The sequence below is a fragment of the Micromonospora sp. NPDC049151 genome, assembly GCF_040648395.1.
In the GTDB taxonomy this organism is placed as follows: Bacteria; Actinomycetota; Actinomycetes; order Mycobacteriales; family Micromonosporaceae; genus Micromonospora.
The window spans coordinates 60,442-75,941 of the sequence record NZ_JBEZDP010000004.1 but is presented as its reverse complement, the minus strand read 5'-3'; the positions used below and the strand labels follow the sequence as shown (position 1 = coordinate 75,941).

11 protein-coding genes are annotated in these 15,500 nt (G+C 73.8%); 3 read left to right on the top strand and 8 right to left on the bottom strand.

The genetic code is table 11. The features are described from left to right. Positions 1-47: 47 nt before the first annotated feature. The 4 genes from folE to AB0B20_RS06810 form a co-directional block, all read right to left on the bottom strand. Positions 48-665, bottom strand: coding sequence for a GTP cyclohydrolase I FolE (gene folE, locus AB0B20_RS06825; protein WP_259275967.1), 618 nt, complete (start codon positions 663-665; stop codon positions 48-50). Positions 666-751: 86 nt separating this feature from the next. Beyond that, positions 752-2,764, bottom strand: coding sequence for an ATP-dependent zinc metalloprotease FtsH (gene ftsH, locus AB0B20_RS06820; RefSeq protein ID WP_357468805.1), 2,013 nt, complete (start codon positions 2,762-2,764; stop codon positions 752-754). A gap of 431 nt (positions 2,765-3,195) precedes the next feature. After that, entirely contained in the window at positions 3,196-3,771 is a 576-nt protein-coding gene (hpt, locus tag AB0B20_RS06815) for a hypoxanthine phosphoribosyltransferase (RefSeq protein ID WP_013288988.1), read from the bottom strand. Positions 3,772-3,870: 99 nt separating this feature from the next. Beyond that, on the bottom strand, positions 3,871-4,008 hold the full coding sequence (locus AB0B20_RS06810) for a hypothetical protein (protein ID WP_018786602.1): 138 nt from the start codon (positions 4,006-4,008) through the stop codon (positions 3,871-3,873). Between the two features lie 150 nt (positions 4,009-4,158). Between AB0B20_RS06810 and AB0B20_RS06805 the strand changes: the two genes are divergently transcribed. Beyond that, positions 4,159-5,118: a helix-turn-helix domain-containing protein gene (locus AB0B20_RS06805; RefSeq protein ID WP_357468802.1), complete on the top strand. Its 960-nt coding sequence runs from the start codon at positions 4,159-4,161 to the stop codon at positions 5,116-5,118. Positions 5,119-5,384: 266 nt separating this feature from the next. On the opposite strand, the gene tilS is transcribed toward AB0B20_RS06805, so the two are convergent. From tilS to dacB, 3 genes are all read right to left on the bottom strand, one after another. Further along, positions 5,385-6,335: a tRNA lysidine(34) synthetase TilS gene (gene tilS, locus AB0B20_RS06800; protein WP_357468799.1), complete on the bottom strand. Its 951-nt coding sequence runs from the start codon at positions 6,333-6,335 to the stop codon at positions 5,385-5,387. Between the two features lie 121 nt (positions 6,336-6,456). Next, positions 6,457-7,524 (bottom strand): zinc-dependent metalloprotease, encoded by a 1,068-nt coding sequence (locus AB0B20_RS06795; protein ID WP_357385449.1) that lies wholly within the window; start codon positions 7,522-7,524, stop codon positions 6,457-6,459. A 66-nt stretch (positions 7,525-7,590) separates the two neighbouring features. After that, entirely contained in the window at positions 7,591-9,012 is a 1,422-nt protein-coding gene (dacB, locus tag AB0B20_RS06790) for a D-alanyl-D-alanine carboxypeptidase/D-alanyl-D-alanine-endopeptidase (protein ID WP_357469063.1), read from the bottom strand. 449 nt (positions 9,013-9,461) lie between these two features. Between dacB and AB0B20_RS06785 the strand changes: the two genes are divergently transcribed. After that, on the top strand, positions 9,462-9,968 hold the full coding sequence (locus AB0B20_RS06785) for an inorganic diphosphatase (RefSeq protein WP_181570752.1): 507 nt from the start codon (positions 9,462-9,464) through the stop codon (positions 9,966-9,968). Between the two features lie 58 nt (positions 9,969-10,026). Here AB0B20_RS06785 and eccD read toward each other — a convergent pair whose 3' ends face one another. Continuing rightward, positions 10,027-11,409, bottom strand: coding sequence for a type VII secretion integral membrane protein EccD (eccD, locus tag AB0B20_RS06780; RefSeq protein WP_357468796.1), 1,383 nt, complete (start codon positions 11,407-11,409; stop codon positions 10,027-10,029). Positions 11,410-11,514: 105 nt separating this feature from the next. Between eccD and eccCa the strand changes: the two genes are divergently transcribed. Then, positions 11,515-15,453, top strand: coding sequence for a type VII secretion protein EccCa (eccCa, locus tag AB0B20_RS06775; protein ID WP_357468792.1), 3,939 nt, complete (start codon positions 11,515-11,517; stop codon positions 15,451-15,453). Positions 15,454-15,500: the final 47 nt, after the last annotated feature.

Genomic DNA, 15,500 nt, shown 5'->3' with positions numbered 1-15,500 from the left:
CGGCCGCGCTCCCGGCGGGAGTACGCGGCCGTCGGTGGCGGTCGGGGTCAGCGGGCCATGATCAGTGCCATCGCCTCGGCCCGCGACTTGGCGTCGTTCTGCAGGCCGCCGCGCACCGCGGACGTGATGGTCTTCGCGCCCGACTTCTGGATGCCGCGCATCGCCATGCACATGTGCTCGCACTCCAGCACGACGATCACGCCGCGCGGGGCGAGGCTGGACATCAGCAGGTCGGCGATCTGCGAGGTGAGCCGCTCCTGCACCTGGGGCCGGCGGGCGAACACCTCGACCAGCCGGGCCAGCTTGGACAGGCCGGTGATCCGGCCGTCCGGGCCGGGGATGTAGCCGATGTGCGCGCTGCCCCGGAACGGCAGCAGGTGGTGCTCGCAGAGGCTCATCACGTCGATGTCCCGGACGAGCACCAGCTCCTCGTGGTTGGCCTCGAAGGTGGTGCGGAGCACCTGCGCCGGGTCGACCCGCAGGCCGGCGAAGAGTTCGGCGTACGCACGGGCCACCCGGGCCGGTGTCTGCTGGAGACCGTCGCGGTCCGGGTCCTCGCCGACCGCGATGAGGATCTCGCGGACCGCCTTCTCGATCCGGGCGAGGTCGACGCTCTCCTCCACCGGGCCACCGGTGAGCTTGCCGCTGATCAGCCGCGCGGCCACGTAGTCGAGCGCGTCGTCGCCGTCGGGCTCGGTCGCGGAGACGGCCGACTCCCTGTGCGGGGAGCCGGCCGTCGTCGGATCGCTGTTCAGTGCATACCGTCCGAGTTGTTGCTGGAACCACCGATCGAGGCGGCACCGTCGGCGCGGGCCTGAGCGGCCAGCGCCTCCTTCTCGGCCGGCGTGAGCACCGGCGGCTCGGTGGAGGGCTGACGCTTGCCGAAGCCGTGGTACGGCGCCATCGGCGGGCGCTTGACCACGCGCGCGCAGATCCGGGCCATGTCGGCGGTGGAGAGCGTCTCCTTCTCCATCAGCTCCAGGACCATGTTGTCCAGGACGTCCCGGTATTCCACCAGGATCTCCCAGGCCTCGTCGTGGGCCAGCTCGATCAGGGCACGCATCTCCCCGTCGATCTCGGCGGCCACCGCGTCGGAGTAGTCCCGCTCGTGGCCCATGTTGCGGCCGAGGAACGGCTCGTCGCCGCTGGTGCCGTACTTGATCGCACCGAGCTTGGAGCTCATGCCGTACTGCGTGATCATCGCGCGGGCCAGCTGGGTGGCCTTCTCGATGTCGTTGCCGGCGCCGGTGGTCGGCTCGTGGAAGACCAGCTCCTCGGCCGCCCGACCGCCCAGCGCGTACGCCAGGGTGTCGATCATCTCGGCCCGGGTCTGGGTGTACTTGTCCTCCGTCGGGAGGACAAGCGTGTGACCCAGCGAGCGACCCCGGGACAGGATGGTCACCTTGTGCACCGGCGCGGCGTGCGGCAGCGCCCAGGCGACAAGCGCGTGCCCACCCTCGTGGTACGCGGTGATCTTCTTCTCCTGGTCGCTCATCACCCGGGTCCGGCGCTGCGGGCCGGCGATCACCCGGTCGATCGACTCCTCCAGGGAGTCGTTCGTGATCGCCCGCTGCTCCTTACGAGCGGTGAGCAGCGCGGCCTCGTTGATCACGTTGGCCAGGTCGGCGCCGCTGAAGCCCGGGGTACGCCGGGCGACCGCGTCGAGGTCGACGTCGGGCGTGAACGGCTTGCCCTTGGCGTGCACCCGCAGGATGGCCTTGCGGCCCTCCATGTCGGGGGCGTCGACCGGGATCTGCCTGTCGAACCGGCCCGGGCGCAGCAACGCCGGGTCGAGGATGTCCGGCCGGTTGGTGGCGGCGATCAGGATGACGCCGCCCTTGGTGTCGAAGCCGTCCATCTCGACCAGGAGCTGGTTGAGCGTCTGCTCCCGCTCGTCGTGACCGCCGCCCATGCCGGCGCCACGGTGCCGGCCGACCGCGTCGATCTCGTCGACGAAGACGATCGCCGGGGCGTTCGACTTGGCCTGCTCGAACAGGTCGCGGACCCGGCTGGCGCCGACACCGACGAACATCTCGACGAAGTCGGAGCCGGAGATGGAGTAGAAGGGCACCCCGGCCTCGCCGGCCACCGCGCGGGCGAGCAGCGTCTTACCGGTTCCGGGCGGGCCGAACAGCAGCACGCCCTTCGGGATCTTGGCGCCCAGGGCCTGGTATTTCGCCGGGTTCTGCAGGAAGTCCTTGATCTCGTGCAGTTCCTCGACGGCCTCCTCGGCCCCGGCCACGTCCGCGAAGGTGGTCTTCGGCGTGTCCTTGGTGATCATCTTCGCCTTGGACTTGCCGAAGTTGAGCACCCGCGAGCCGCCACCCTGCATCTGCGACATGAAGAACAGCAGCAGGAGCACGAGAAGCGCGATGGGAAGCAGGTTGACCAGCAGGCTGACCCAGATGCTGTCCGACGACACCTTGGTGTCGACCGGGCCGGTGATCCGGTCCGCCGCCTCGGCCTCGCGGACCTGGTTCCAGACCTGGCCGCCGACCTCGTACGGGAACTGCGCCTCGATCTTGTCGGTGGTGGTGTCGTCGCCGAACTTGGCCTTGTCCTTCAGGTCGAGCTGGAGCGTCTGCTCCTTGTCCTGGAAGACGACCTTCTCGATGCCGCCCTTGTTGAGCTGGTCGAGCGCGACGGAAGTATCCACCCGGTGGTAGCTGGGACCAGCGGTGAACAGTTGACTGAGCACGACGGCGCCGAGGATGACCAGGATGATCCAGACCACCGGTCGGCGGAAGAAACGCGTACGTTCCATGCTGTAGTCGGGTGCCGAGGCGCCCGCATCCTCCTGATCGACGTCCTGACCGTCTGAATGGTGTCGCCGCCTTGAGCGGCGGCCGGGGCCGCCGTGCGGGCCGGCCCGACCCCCGGGGCACGCAAACTGCCGCACCACGGTCATTCGACGGTACACCGTGCGCGCGAGGAGTGAGCTTGCGAGCCCCGCAGTCGCGCACATTCGGAACCTCGGCGCGCACGTTGAGCGAGCTTGCGAGCCCGGCGCTTACGCGTAGGGCGAACCTGGGTTTGAGCCGGCGTGGCGGGGAGCTCCCACCCGGCCCGCCCACACCGCACGGTCACGCGGTTCGAGGGGCCGGGCGTGGAGGGTGCCTCCACGTCACCGGCCCCTACCGTAGACCGGAAGACTGAGAGCCCGCTGAATGTCAGCTGACGAAGGGCTCGGCAGGGTCAGGCCCGGGCGTACACCTCGGGCTTGAGCACCCCGACGTAGGGCACCTCGCGGTACCGCTCGCCGAAGTCGAGCCCGTAGCCCACGACGAACTCGGTCGGGATGTCGAACCCGACGTATTTGACCGGGACCTGGACCTTGACCGCGTCCGGCTTGCGGAACAGCGCGACCACCTCGACGCTCGCCGCGGAGCGCGACTCCAGGTAGCGCAGCAGCCAGGACAGTGTCAGGCCGGAGTCGACGATGTCCTCGACGACCACCACGTGCCGGCCGGCGATGTCGCGGTCGAGGTCCTTGAGGATGCGGACCACGCCGGACGAGGTGGTGCCCTGGCCGTAGGAGGAGACGGCCATGAACTCCAGCTCGGCGGGCGGGCCCTGGCGGCCCAGCGCGCGGGCGAAGTCGGCCATGAACATGACCGCTCCCTTGAGCACACACACGAGCAGCAGGCCGTCCTCGACGTGGGCGTAGTCCGCCGAGACCTGCTTGGCCAGCTCCGCGGTCTTGTCGCGGATCTGCGCCTCCGAAATGATCACGTGGTCGATGTCGGCGTCGTACCAGGAGCCGTCAGCCATGCTCCTAGCCTGCCGTACGCGCCCGCGCCGCCGTCGGCGGGGCCGCCCCTTTTGGCGCGGTCCCGCCGGGGATTTTCGGCGCGAACTGACCAAATCACCTCAGCAGGTACGGGAGCGCCAGCGCTGCCCGTCGTCGCTCGGCTTCCAGTCGGCCGAGTCGCGGGTGTCGGCGGTGAACCCGAAGGCGCTGGCGCCGACGAGGAGGAGCAGGAAGAGCAGAAGCAGGAGAACGGTCATGGCGGCGCTCCCTTTCACATGGTTGAGACTGTTTTCGCCGCCGGTGCGCACCGGACACCATTGATTCTGCGGACCACCGACCGAGGCCGACAGTGGCAGAAAAGCCAGTGGGCATCGATTTCCTGCCATCCGGCAGGTTACCCTCGTCACATGCTCCGCACGGTCGCCGTCATCGCCCTGGACCAGGTCGCCGCGTTCGAACTCGGCGTGCTCGCGGAGGTCTTCGGCACCGACCGCACCGCCGACGGCTTCCCCGGCTACCGGTTCGACGTCTGCACCGCCGACGGCAGCGCGGTACGCAGCCGCTCCGGCTTCCTGCTCACCCCCACCGCCGACCTGGGCCCGGTCGAGGACGCCGACCTGGTGGCGGTGCCCGCGCACGCCGACGGCACCCCCGTGCCCGAACCGGTGCTCGCCGCGCTGCGCCGCGCCGCCGACCGGGGCGCCTGGCTGCTCAGCGTCTGCGCCGGCGCGTTCGTCCTCGGCGAGGCGGGCGTGCTCGACGGGCGCGACTGCACCACCCACTGGCGGTACACCGACGAACTCCAGCGGCGCTTCCCGGCCGCCCGGGTCCAGTGCGACTCGCTCTACGTACAGGACGACCGGCTGCTCACCAGCGCCGGCACCGCCGCCGGCATCGACGCCTGCCTGCATCTCGTACGCCAGGAACACGGCTCGGCGGTGGCGACCCGGTTGGCCCGCCGGATGGTGGTGCCACCGCACCGCGACGGCGGCCAGTCGCAGTACGTCGAGACACCGATCCCCAAGGCGCCGGAGGCGCCCACCCTGGAACCGGTGCTGGAGTGGCTGATGGGACACCTACGGCGGCAGGTGACAGTGGACGAGCTGGCGGCGCGCGCCGGGATGGCCCCGCGTACGTTCGCCCGCCGTTTCCGCGCCGAGACCGGCACCACCCCGCACGACTGGCTGACCAACCAGCGGGTGCTGCTGGCCCGGCACCTGCTGGAGGACACCGCGCTGAGCGTGGAGGGCGTCGCCGAGCAGGCCGGATTCGGCGACGCGGCGGCCCTGCGGCACCACTTCACCCGCCGGGTGGGCACCACCCCGCTGGCCTACCGCACCACCTTCCGAGACCGCCAATCCACCTGACCCACCCCCGTCTCGTGCACCCCCTCCCCGGCGCGCTCACTTCGTCGATCATGAGGTTGACCGCGCTTTCCGCCCATTTTCTCCCCGCCAACCTCATGATCAACGCCCCGGCCGGCACGCCTGGAGCGGTGATCAAGGAGTTTGAGGGGTGGGGAGGGCCGGAACGTGACCCAAACTCCTTGATCAGCGGGGCCGGGGGGTGGGGAGGGTCGGAACGGCGGCGGGCAGGCAGGGGTGAGGGCGGGCGCAGCGCCGGGTACAGCGGGTCAGGGTTGGAGGTGGTCTGCCCGGCGGCGGATCTGGAGGCCGCCGGGCAGGTGCACCGGGCCCTGTCCGTGCCAGGCCGTGACCAGGGCGTCCAGCGCCGCCACGTGACTGTGGGACAGGGCGGCCGGTGTCGCGCCCAGCTCACGGGCCCAGGCGTGCAGCGCCCGGGTGCGGACGGCGGCCGGCAGCCCGGCGAGCCCGGCGACGGACAGGCCGCTCCCCTCGGTCCGGACGTCGGCCAGCGCGGCGGCGGCGAGCGCGTCGAGCGCGGCGTTGTCGGCCGCGAGCAGCCCGGCGGTACGGGCCAGGTTCGCCACCACCCCCGGGCCCAGCGCGTCGACGAGGGCGGGCAGTGCCTCGGCCCGGACCCGGGCCCGGGCGTACGCGGGATCGGCGTTGTGCGGGTCCGCCCACGGGTCGAGTCCGAGCGCGGCGCAGGCGGCCCGCGTGTCGGCACGCGGGACGTCGAGCAACGGGCGCAACAGGGGCACCCCGTCGAGATCGCGCCGTTCCGGCATCCCGGACAGCCCGCGCGGTCCGGCGCCCCGGGCCAGTGCCAGCAGGACGGTCTCGGCCTGGTCGTCGCGGGTGTGCCCGAGCAGCACCCCGGCCGCGTCGTACCGGCGGGCGGCGGTGACCAGCGCCTCGTACCGGGCCTCCCGGGCGGCTGCCTCGGGGCCGCCGGGCCGGCCGTCCACCCGTACCGTGAGCGCCTCGACCGGGTCGAGCCCGGCGGCGCGGGCCCAGCCGGCGACCGCCTCGGCCCGTTCGGCGGACCCGGGTTGCAGGCCATGGTCGACTGTCACCAGGCCAGCCGGGCGCCCGAGCCGGGGGGCCACGAACGCGGTGGCGGCAGCGAGCGCGAGCGAGTCGGCCCCGCCGGAGCAGGCCACCAGCACCGGGCCGCCGCCGGGCAGACGGGTCAGCAACCGGCGTACGGCGAGCCGCACGGCCGCGACGGCGGGAGCGGGCGACGGAGATCGCCGCGACCGAGCGCCGGAATCAGCCGGGCCGGTGCCGTCGGCCGAGCCGGGACCAGCCGAGCCGGCCGGACCAGCCGAAACGACCGGATCAGACGACGGGCGGGGTGGCACCGGCGGGCCCGTGTACGCGGTTCACCCAGGCGTCCGGGTCGCCCAGCTCGTCCAGCCGGGGCAGCGTCAGCGGGGACGAGAAGATCTTGTTGAAGCCCTGCATCCCCACCCGGTCGACCACGCCGTGCACGAACTTGCGGCCCTCGGCGTACTGGCGCATCTTGACCTCGATGCCGAGCAGCCGCCGGATCGCCTTCTCCAGCGGGTTGCCGGACTCGCGACGGCGGTTGAACGCCGCGCGGATCGACTCGACGCTGGGGATGACCTGCGGGCCCACGCCGTCCATCACGAACTCGGCGTGGCCCTCGAGCAACGTCATCAGCGCGGTCAGCCGGTCCAGCACCGCGCGCTGGGCCGGGGTCTGCACGATGTCCAGCACGCTGGCCCGGCTCTCCGGGTCCTTGACCGCGTCGGAGAGCGTGGCCACCCCACGGCGGAGTCGTTCCAGCAGGTGCTCCCCGCCCTGCGAGGCGTCCACGAACGCCTGCACCTCACCGAGGAAGTACGCGCGCATCCACGGCACGGCGGTGAACTGGGTGCGGTGGGTGACCTCGTGCAGGCACACCCAGAGCCGGAAGTCGCGCGAGTCCGCGCCGAGCTTCCGCTCGACCTCGAGGATGTTCGGCGCCACCAGCAGCAGCTGGCCGGGGTCGCCGGCGAAGACCTCGTACTGGCCGAGCACGCGCCCGGAGAGGTACGCCAGCACGGTGCCGGCCTGCACACCTGTCACCCGGGAGCCGATCGCCTCGGTGAGCGCGCCCGGCCGCTTGTCGCCGGAGAGGCGCTCGACCAGCGGGGAGACCACCTCACGCAGCCCGGCGATGTTCGCCGCCGCCCAGTCGCGGCGGTCGACCACGCGTACCGGCGGGTGGGCGACCTGCGCACGCAGGCCGGTGTAGTCGGCGACGTGACCGGCCGCCTCCTCGGTCAGCCGGCGCAGGTCGCCGACCACGTCGGTGGCCTCGGCGTACGACACCCGAGGGCCCGACTTACTCAGCGCCCCCGCGGTCGCGGCGGCCAGATCCCAGTCCACGAACTGCGCCATGAACCCACCGTACCCGCGCCGGAACACCCCCACCCGGGGTCGCGCCGGCCGATCGACGCCCGTCGGTCAGCGGCAGCCGCACCCGGCCAGCGCCGAGCTGATCCGGTCCAGCGCCGCGCGGCTCTCGTCCAGCGAGCCCTGGGTCCGGTCGGTGAGCACGGCGAACGTGAGCAACCGGCCATCGGCGGTGGTCACCGTGCCGGCGATCGCGTTGACGCCGCTCAGCGTGCCGGTCTTGGCCCGCACCACACCCGCCCCGGCGCTCGTGGCCGCCGCCCGGTAGCGCTCGCCGAGCGTGCCCGACCAGCCGCCGACGGGCAGGCCGCCGAAGATCGCGGCGAGTTCGGGGTGACTGCCGTTGCCGGCCATCGTGATCAGGTCGGTGAGCAGCGAAGGGCTGATCCGGTTGGTGCGGGACAGCCCGCTGCCGTCGGCCAGGCTGATCTCACCGGCGGGCAGGCCCAGCTCGCCGAGCACCTGGTCGGTGGCGGCCGCGCCGCCGGCGAACGAGCCGGGCTTGCCCTTGGCGAGCGCCACCTGCCGGGCCATCGCCTCGGCGATCACGTTGTCGCTCTCGCTGATCATGATGTCGACCAGCCGGATCATCGGCAGGGACTCGACAGTGCCCAGCTCGGCGCCGGGAGCCGTACCCGTGGCGCCGGACTCGGCCGGCGCGGTGCCCCGGGCCACCTGGGCCGCGCCGGTCAGGCCGAGAAGCTTGGCGAACTGCCGGCCCGCGGTCAGGTCGGGCTGCGGCACCCGCTCGGCGGCGTGGTTGGTCTGCTCGGCGGTGCGCCGCGCCTCGGCGGGGTTCTTCCGAGCGCCGTCGGTCATCAACGCGGTGATCGCCGCGCCGAAGCCACCGGTGGGGATGTCGGCGTCCCAGCCGGGCTCGAAGACCGGGCCGCTGAACAGCGACGAGTCGACGATCACCTTGGTCGGCGCGGTGCCGCCGAGCGCGTCGCGCACCTGGGCGGCGAGGTCGTCCAGGCGGGCCGCGCCCGGGTAGAAGCCGTCCTTGTTCACGGCGAGCGTGGGGTCACCACCGCCGACCAGGACCACCTCGCCCGGGTTGGCCCCGGCCACCGCGCGGGTCGGGATCCGGTACGCCGGGCCGCGTGCCGCGAGCACCGCCACCCCGGTCGCCAGCTTGGTCACCGAGGCGGGCACGGTGGGGGTGTCCTGGCCCCTGCCGTAGAGCGCCTGGCCGGTGCTCACGTCGGCCACCGAGACGTGCACCCGGTCGCCGAGCGTGGCGGCGCGGACCAGCGGGTCGAGGGCCGCGCGGATGCCGGCCTCGGTGGGCAGCGGGGCGTTGCCGTCCGGCCCGGCCAGCACTGCCGGCGGGGTCGGCTCGGGCGGCGCGGCGACCGCCGTACCCGTGCTGTCGGGGTCGCCCAGCCACCCGGCGACCGGGCCGGGGCGCAGCACCGCGAGCCCGGCCACCGCCAGGGCCAGCACGAGCACGCAGGCCAGCGCCGCGAGCAGCCGCGAGCGGCGTCGTGGCCGGCCCGGCGGCGGACCGGAGGGTACGGGCGGCGCGGCGTCGGACGGCGAAACCGGCGGGCTGACCGGGATCGAGCCCGGCACGCCGGGCCGGCTCACCGGGCCTGCCGGATCGTGCGGCGGGCCGACCCGGGCGGACCCGGCGGCCGGAGCCGGACGATGAGGGATGTTGGCACCCGGGACGGACACCCGCCCGGTGGCCCCGCCGGAACCGGAACCGGCGGACCCGCGCCCGTCAACCCTCTCGGGGCGGTAGTGTGAATCTTCCCTCCCCACGGCCCCCTCCTCCCCCGCTCGAAATCGCCTTGGGCGACACTACTTCGGTCCGAACACTATGCGGCGGCCGGAGCCGACGGGGGGCGTTCACCCCGCGCCGGGGGTGAGCCGCTGGTTTCCGTTAGCCAGCGTGGGCAAACGAGGGAGCGTGGAAGATGGATTTCGACGTCACGGTTGAGATCCCCAAGGGTCACCGCAACAAGTACGAGGTAGACCACGCGACCGGCCGTATCCGGCTGGACCGCACCCTCTTCACCTCCACGCAGTACCCGGCCGACTACGGGTTCATCGAGGGCACCCTGGGCGAGGACGGCGACCCGCTGGACGCGCTGGTGCTGGTGCCCGAGCCGACGTTCCCGGGCTGCCTGATCCGCTGCCGCACCATCGGCATGTTCCGGATGACGGACGAGAAGGGCGGCGACGACAAGGTCCTCTGCGTGCCCTACGAGGACCCGCGCCAGGAGCACCTGCGCGACATCCACCACCTGGGCGAGTTCGACCGGCTGGAGATCCAGCACTTCTTCGAGGTCTACAAGGACCTGGAGCCGGGCAAGTCGGTCGAGGGCGCGACCTGGGTCGGCCGGGTCGAGGCCGAGGCGGAGATCGCCAACTCGTACCGGCGGGCCAAGGAGGCCGAGGAGCGCGGCGAGACGCTGCACTGACACCCACGCTTTCGCCGGAGGCCCGGGTCGCGACGCGCGACCCGGGCCTCCGCGTGTCTCAGGTGAGCAGGTCGCGGGCCCGGTCGTAGAGGCCCAGCACCGCGCAGGCCACCGGCACGACCGCGACCACCAGCGCGGTGTCGGTCAGGTCGGCCAGCCGCCCGAGGTACGGGGAGACCGGGCGCCGGGCGTAGGTGGCGCCGGCGGTGACCGCCGTCAGGGCCAGGGCCAGCCCGCCCACAGTCAGCGCCAGCCGGCCACCCGGACCGGCCCGGTCGGCCAGCACCACGCCGAGCAGGGCGAACCCGGTCAGCCCGGCGACTATCGCCGGCACCCGGTGCCGTACCGCCACGAACAGGCGCGAACGCAGCAGCAGCACCCCGCACGCGACTGCCGCCAACAGCAGCCCTGCGGTCCGGCCGACGGAGACCAGCACCGCGACCGCGCCGACCGCGAGCACCGCGTGGCCGAGCAGCATCCCGGTCAGCACCTCTTCCGCGCGGGCCACCGCCGCGTGCACCCGCCCCCGGTCCGGCAGGTCCCGGGTGCCGGCCGGGCTGGGCAGGGTGAGCGGCGGCAGCGGCAGCTTGCCGACCCGGATGGCCAGCAGCGGCAGCCCGCCGAGGGCGAACACCAGCACGGCGAGCAGTACGGCGGCGGTGCCGTCCGGGTGGAGCAGCAACCCGCCGAGCGCGGCTGCCACACCTGCCAGGCCGACAGTCACCCCGGCCACGAAGACGCGGGACCGGCTGGCCACGCCGAGCAGGCCGAGCACCGCCACCAGCAGCAGCGCCACCGAGCCGACGAGCAGTTCGGGGGCGCCCACCCAACGCAGGCCCACGATCGGGCCGACCGGATCGCCGGAGGCGACCGAGAGCGCTCCGGCCACCGCCGCCCAGGGCAGCGCGTACCCGCCGAGGGTGGCGCCGACCGGGCCGTCCCCGTATGCCCGGGACGCGGCGGTTGCGGTGAGCACCAGGATCAGGGCGACCGCCGCGGCGACCGGCCAGCCGTGCTCCCCCGGACCGGCCGCGACCACCGCGACCAGCCCGACGGCCAGGGGTACGGCGGCACCGGCCAGCGCGGCGGCCCGGGTGGCGTGACCCGACCAGGCGGCGCCCCGGCGCCGGGCGCCGTCGACTATCGCCTCGACCACGTCGTCGTACTCCAGTTCGGGCCACTCGGCGCGGGCCGGCACCAGGTGCAGCACCTCGCCGTCGCGGACGCCCTGCGGCAGCAGCGCCTGGGCGGTGGCGAGCACCGCGCCGTCGGTGCGGCGCAGCACCCAGCCGCCGTGCCGTTCCCCGTCGTCGGCCAGCCCCTCGCCGGCGTGCCGGAGCACCTCGGGCAGCAGCTCGGCCAGGGGGACCTGCTCCGGTAGGGCCACGTCGACCCGCCGCCTGGGCGCGCTGATGGTGACCCGGGCGAGCCCGCTTGTCATCGAGGCATCTCCATATCGCGCGGAGGGAGTGGGCTGACGGACGAGAGGACTTTACCTACGATGAGCCAGGCTCGGGTTACCCAGAGCCACGTTCGGGGAGGGTGAGTGTCCACTGTCGTCATCAAGCGGCCGCCACGCCGCCCGGCCCCGGAGATCCCGGTCGGCGAGCTGCCCGTCGAGGCGCCGCCGGAGATCCCCGCCGCCGCCGGTGGGCGCTGGCAGCAGGCGCTGACGGTGCTGCCGATGCTCGGCGGGACGGTGGCCATGGCGATGATGTTCGGCCGCGGCGGTGGCGCCTACTCGTACGTCGTGGGCGGCATGTTCGGCCTCTCCTCGGTGGCGATGCTGGTGACCACCTGGGGCAGCGCCGGGCCGAAGAAGTCCGAGCTGATGGCCGCCCGCCGGGAATACCTGCGCCACCTGGGCACGCTCCGGCGCCGGGTGCGGGAGACCGCCGGCGCCCAGCGGGCCGGGCTGTCCTACCGCCATCCCGAGCCGGGGCGGCTCTGGTCGACTGTCGACAGTCACCGGGTCTGGGAACGCCGGCCCGGCGACCCGGACTTCGCCGTGGTCCGGGTCGGTACGGGGCCGCAGACGCTGGCCACCCCGCTGGTCCCACCGGTCACCCGCCCGCTGGAGGAGCTGGAGCCGATGACGGCCGGGGCGCTGCGGCGCTTCCTGGACGCGTACTCGGTGGTGCCGGACCTGCCGGTGGCGCTGTCGCTGCGCAGTTTCGCCCGGGTCTTCGTGCGCGGGCCGGCCGGCCCGGTACGCGGCGCCGGCTCGCCCGCCGCGCAGGCGCTGGCCCGGGCGGTGCTCACCCAGCTCGCCGTCTTCCACGCGCCGGACGAGCTGCTGATCGCGGTCTGCGCCGGGCCGGAACGCCGGGCCGTCTGGGAGTGGGTGAAGTGGCTGCCGCACGCCCATCATCCGGCGCGTACCGACGCGCTGGGCCCGGTGCGGCTGGTCACCAGCTCCGCCGCCGACCTGGAACGGCTGCTCGACGACGTGCTCGGCGCCCGGTCCCGGTTCAGCCCGCACGGCACGGCCACGGACGGGCCGCACGTCGTGGTGCTGCTCGACGGCGGTGACCTGACCGGCGCGAGCGACCTGGCCGGTGACGGCGGCATCGACGCGGTCACCGTGCTCGACCTGGACACCCCGCCGCCCCGGCTGCTCGACCGGTACGCGCTCCTGCTCGACCTGGTCGACGGCCGCCTGCACTCGCACTCCGCCGAGGGGCACGCCGAGGTGGGTGCCGCCGACGCGCTGGCGCCCGCCGACGCCGAGGCGGTGGCCCGGCGGCTCGCGCCGCTGCGGCTGGCCGGCACGGTACGGGGGCCGGACGCGCTGCCCGGCGCCGAGCTGGGCCTGCCCGAGCTGCTGGGTCTGGGTGACCCGGAGAGCTTCACCGCCGAGCAGGGCTGGGCGCCCCGGGCCGCGCGGGACAGGTTGCGGGTGCCGATCGGGGTGGGCGCCGACGGCGGGGCGATCGACCTCGACCTGAAGGAGTCGGCGCAGGACGGGATGGGCCCGCACGGCCTGCTGATCGGCGCTACCGGCTCGGGCAAGTCGGAGCTGCTGCGCACGCTCGTGCTCGGGCTGGCCGCCACGCACAGCTCGGAGCAGCTCAACTTCGTGCTCGTCGACTTCAAGGGCGGCGCCACGTTCGCGCCGTTCGAGCGGCTGCCGCACACCGCCGCCGTGATCACCAACCTGGCCGACGCGCTGCCGCTTGTGGACCGGATGGTGGACGCGATAAACGGTGAGCTGATGCGCCGGCAGGAGCTGTTGCGCCGGGCGGGCAACTTCGCGAGCGTGCGCGACTACGAGCGGGCCCGGACGGCCGGTTCGCCGCTGGCCCCGCTGCCGTCGCTGCTGCTGATCTGCGACGAGTTCTCCGAGCTGCTGTCCGCCAAGCCCGACTTCATCGACCTGTTCGTGCAGATCGGCCGGCTGGGGCGGTCGCTCGGGGTGCACCTGCTGCTGGCGAGCCAGCGGCTGGAGGAGGGGCGGCTGCGCGGGCTGGACACGCACCTGTCGTACCGGATCGGGTTGCGGACGTTCTCGGCGCTGGAGTCCCGGACGGTGCTGGGCGTGCCGGACGCGCACGAGTTGCCGCGCAGTCCGGGGCACGGTTACCTGCGCTCGGGCACCGACCCGCTGGTCCGGTTCAAGGCCGCGTACGTCTCCGGCGCGGTCCGCCGGCGCGGCGGGGCGGCGGGCGCGTCCGGTGCCGGTGAGGCGCGCGTGCTCACCTTCTCCACCCACCTGGTCCCGGTGCCCGAGCCGCCCGTGCCCGCCGCCCTCCCGGCCGAGGACGACGGCGGCGAGACGCTGCTGGATCTGCTCGTGGACCGGCTGGCCGGGCAGGGCCCGCCGGCGCACCAGGTGTGGCTGCCGCCGCTGGACGCGTCGCCCGCCCTGGACGAGCTGCTCGGCCCGGTCGGCGCCGACCCGGTACGCGGGCTCGCGGTGGCCAATCCGGAGCTGCACGGGGCGCTACAGGTGCCGGTGGCGGTGGTGGACAAGCCGTTCGAGCAGCGGCGCGACCTGCTCTGGCTGGCGCTGGACGGCGCGGCCGGGCACGTCGCGGTGGTCGGCACCACCCGCAGCGGCCGGTCCAGCCTGCTGCGCACGCTGGTCTGCGCGCTCGCGCTCACCCACACCCCGGCCGAGGTGCAGGTCTACTGCCTCGACTTCGGCAGCGGGACGCTCGGCGCGCTGCGCGACCTGCCGCACGTGGGCGGCGTCAGCGGGCGCTCCGACGGCACCGCCGTGCGCCGTACCGTCGGCGAGGTCGCCGGGCTGCTGGCCGAGCGGGAGCGACGGTTCGCCGAGGCCGGTGTGGAGTCGATGGCCGCGTGGCGACGGCGGCGGGCGGCGGGCGCGCCCGACCCGTTCGGGGACGTGTTCCTGGTGGTGGACGGGTGGAACACGCTGCGCGGCGAGTACGAAGACCTGGAACCGCTGGTCACCGAGCTCGCCACCCGGGGCCTGGCGTACGGGGTGCACGTGGTGGCGAGCGCCCTGCGCTGGTCGGACTTCCGCCCGGCGATCCGCGACCTGTTCGGTTCCCGGCTGGAGTTGCGTCTGGGCGACCCGGCCGACTCGGTGGTGGTCAAGCGCGCGTTGGCGGCGACCGTGCCGGAGGAGCGTCCGGGACGCGGCATCACGCCCGGCGGGCTGCACTTCCTCACCGCCGAGCCCCGCGTCGAGGCGCTGGGGGCCGAGACGGCCGACCTGGTCAAGGCGGTGGCCGGCGCGTGGACCGGTCCGCCCGCGCCACGGGTGCGGCTGCTTCCGCCGGTGCTGCCGTACGCCGAGCTGGACCAGAGCGCGACGAGCGGGCTGGCGTTCCCGATCGGCGTGGCCGAGGCGGACCTGTCCCAGGTGGTGCTGGACTTCACCACCGAGCCGAACTTCCTGGTCTTCGGCGACGCCGAGTGCGGCAAGTCGTCGTTCCTGCGCGCGCTCGCCACCTCGATCGTCAACCGGTTCACCCCGGAGCAGGCCCGGGTGATGCTCGTGGACTACCGGCGCAGCCTGATGGGCGTGATCGAGACTCCGCACCTGATCGGGTACGGCACCGCCGCGCCGCACACCGCCGAGCTGATCGAGTCGGCCGCCGGCTACCTCCAGGGGCGGCAGCCGGGGCCGGAGGTGACCCCGGCGCAGTTGCGCAGCCGGTCGTGGTGGAAGGGGCCGGAGCTGTTCGTGCTCGTGGACGACTACGACCTGGTGGCCGGTGGCCCGACGAACCCGTTGCGGGCGCTGGAGGAGCACCTGCCGCACGCACGGGACATCGGGCTGCACCTGGTGCTGGCGCGGCGTACCGGCGGTGCCGGGCGGACCGCGTACGAGCCGATCGTGCAGCGGCTGCGCGAGCTGTCCACGGCCGGGCTGGTGATGTCGGGCGGGCCGGAGGAGGGCACTCTCGTCGGCCAGGTGAAGGCCGGGCCGCTCCCCCCGGGGCGGGCGCGGCTGGTCACCCGCCGGGAGGGGGTGCGCCTGGTGCAGCTGGCGCATCTCCCGCCCGGGTGATCGGGCTCGCCGAGTTGCCCCGTGACGGGCGGGACAACCGGTAATCT

What these genes read in the sequence shown, in the direction of transcription:
- ftsH (WP_357468805.1), bottom strand. Translation starts at nt 2,764, where the DNA reads ATGGAACGTACGCGTTTCTTCCGCCGACCGGTGGTCTGGATCATCCTG.
- hpt (WP_013288988.1), bottom strand. Translation starts at nt 3,771, where the DNA reads ATGGCTGACGGCTCCTGGTACGACGCCGACATCGACCACGTGATCATT.
- AB0B20_RS06810 (WP_018786602.1), bottom strand. Translation starts at nt 4,008, where the DNA reads ATGACCGTTCTCCTGCTTCTGCTCTTCCTGCTCCTCCTCGTCGGCGCC.
- AB0B20_RS06805 (WP_357468802.1), top strand. Translation starts at nt 4,159, where the DNA reads ATGCTCCGCACGGTCGCCGTCATCGCCCTGGACCAGGTCGCCGCGTTC.
- AB0B20_RS06795 (WP_357385449.1), bottom strand. Translation starts at nt 7,524, where the DNA reads ATGGCGCAGTTCGTGGACTGGGATCTGGCCGCCGCGACCGCGGGGGCG.
- AB0B20_RS06785 (WP_181570752.1), top strand. Translation starts at nt 9,462, where the DNA reads ATGGATTTCGACGTCACGGTTGAGATCCCCAAGGGTCACCGCAACAAG.
- eccD (WP_357468796.1), bottom strand. Translation starts at nt 11,409, where the DNA reads ATGACAAGCGGGCTCGCCCGGGTCACCATCAGCGCGCCCAGGCGGCGG.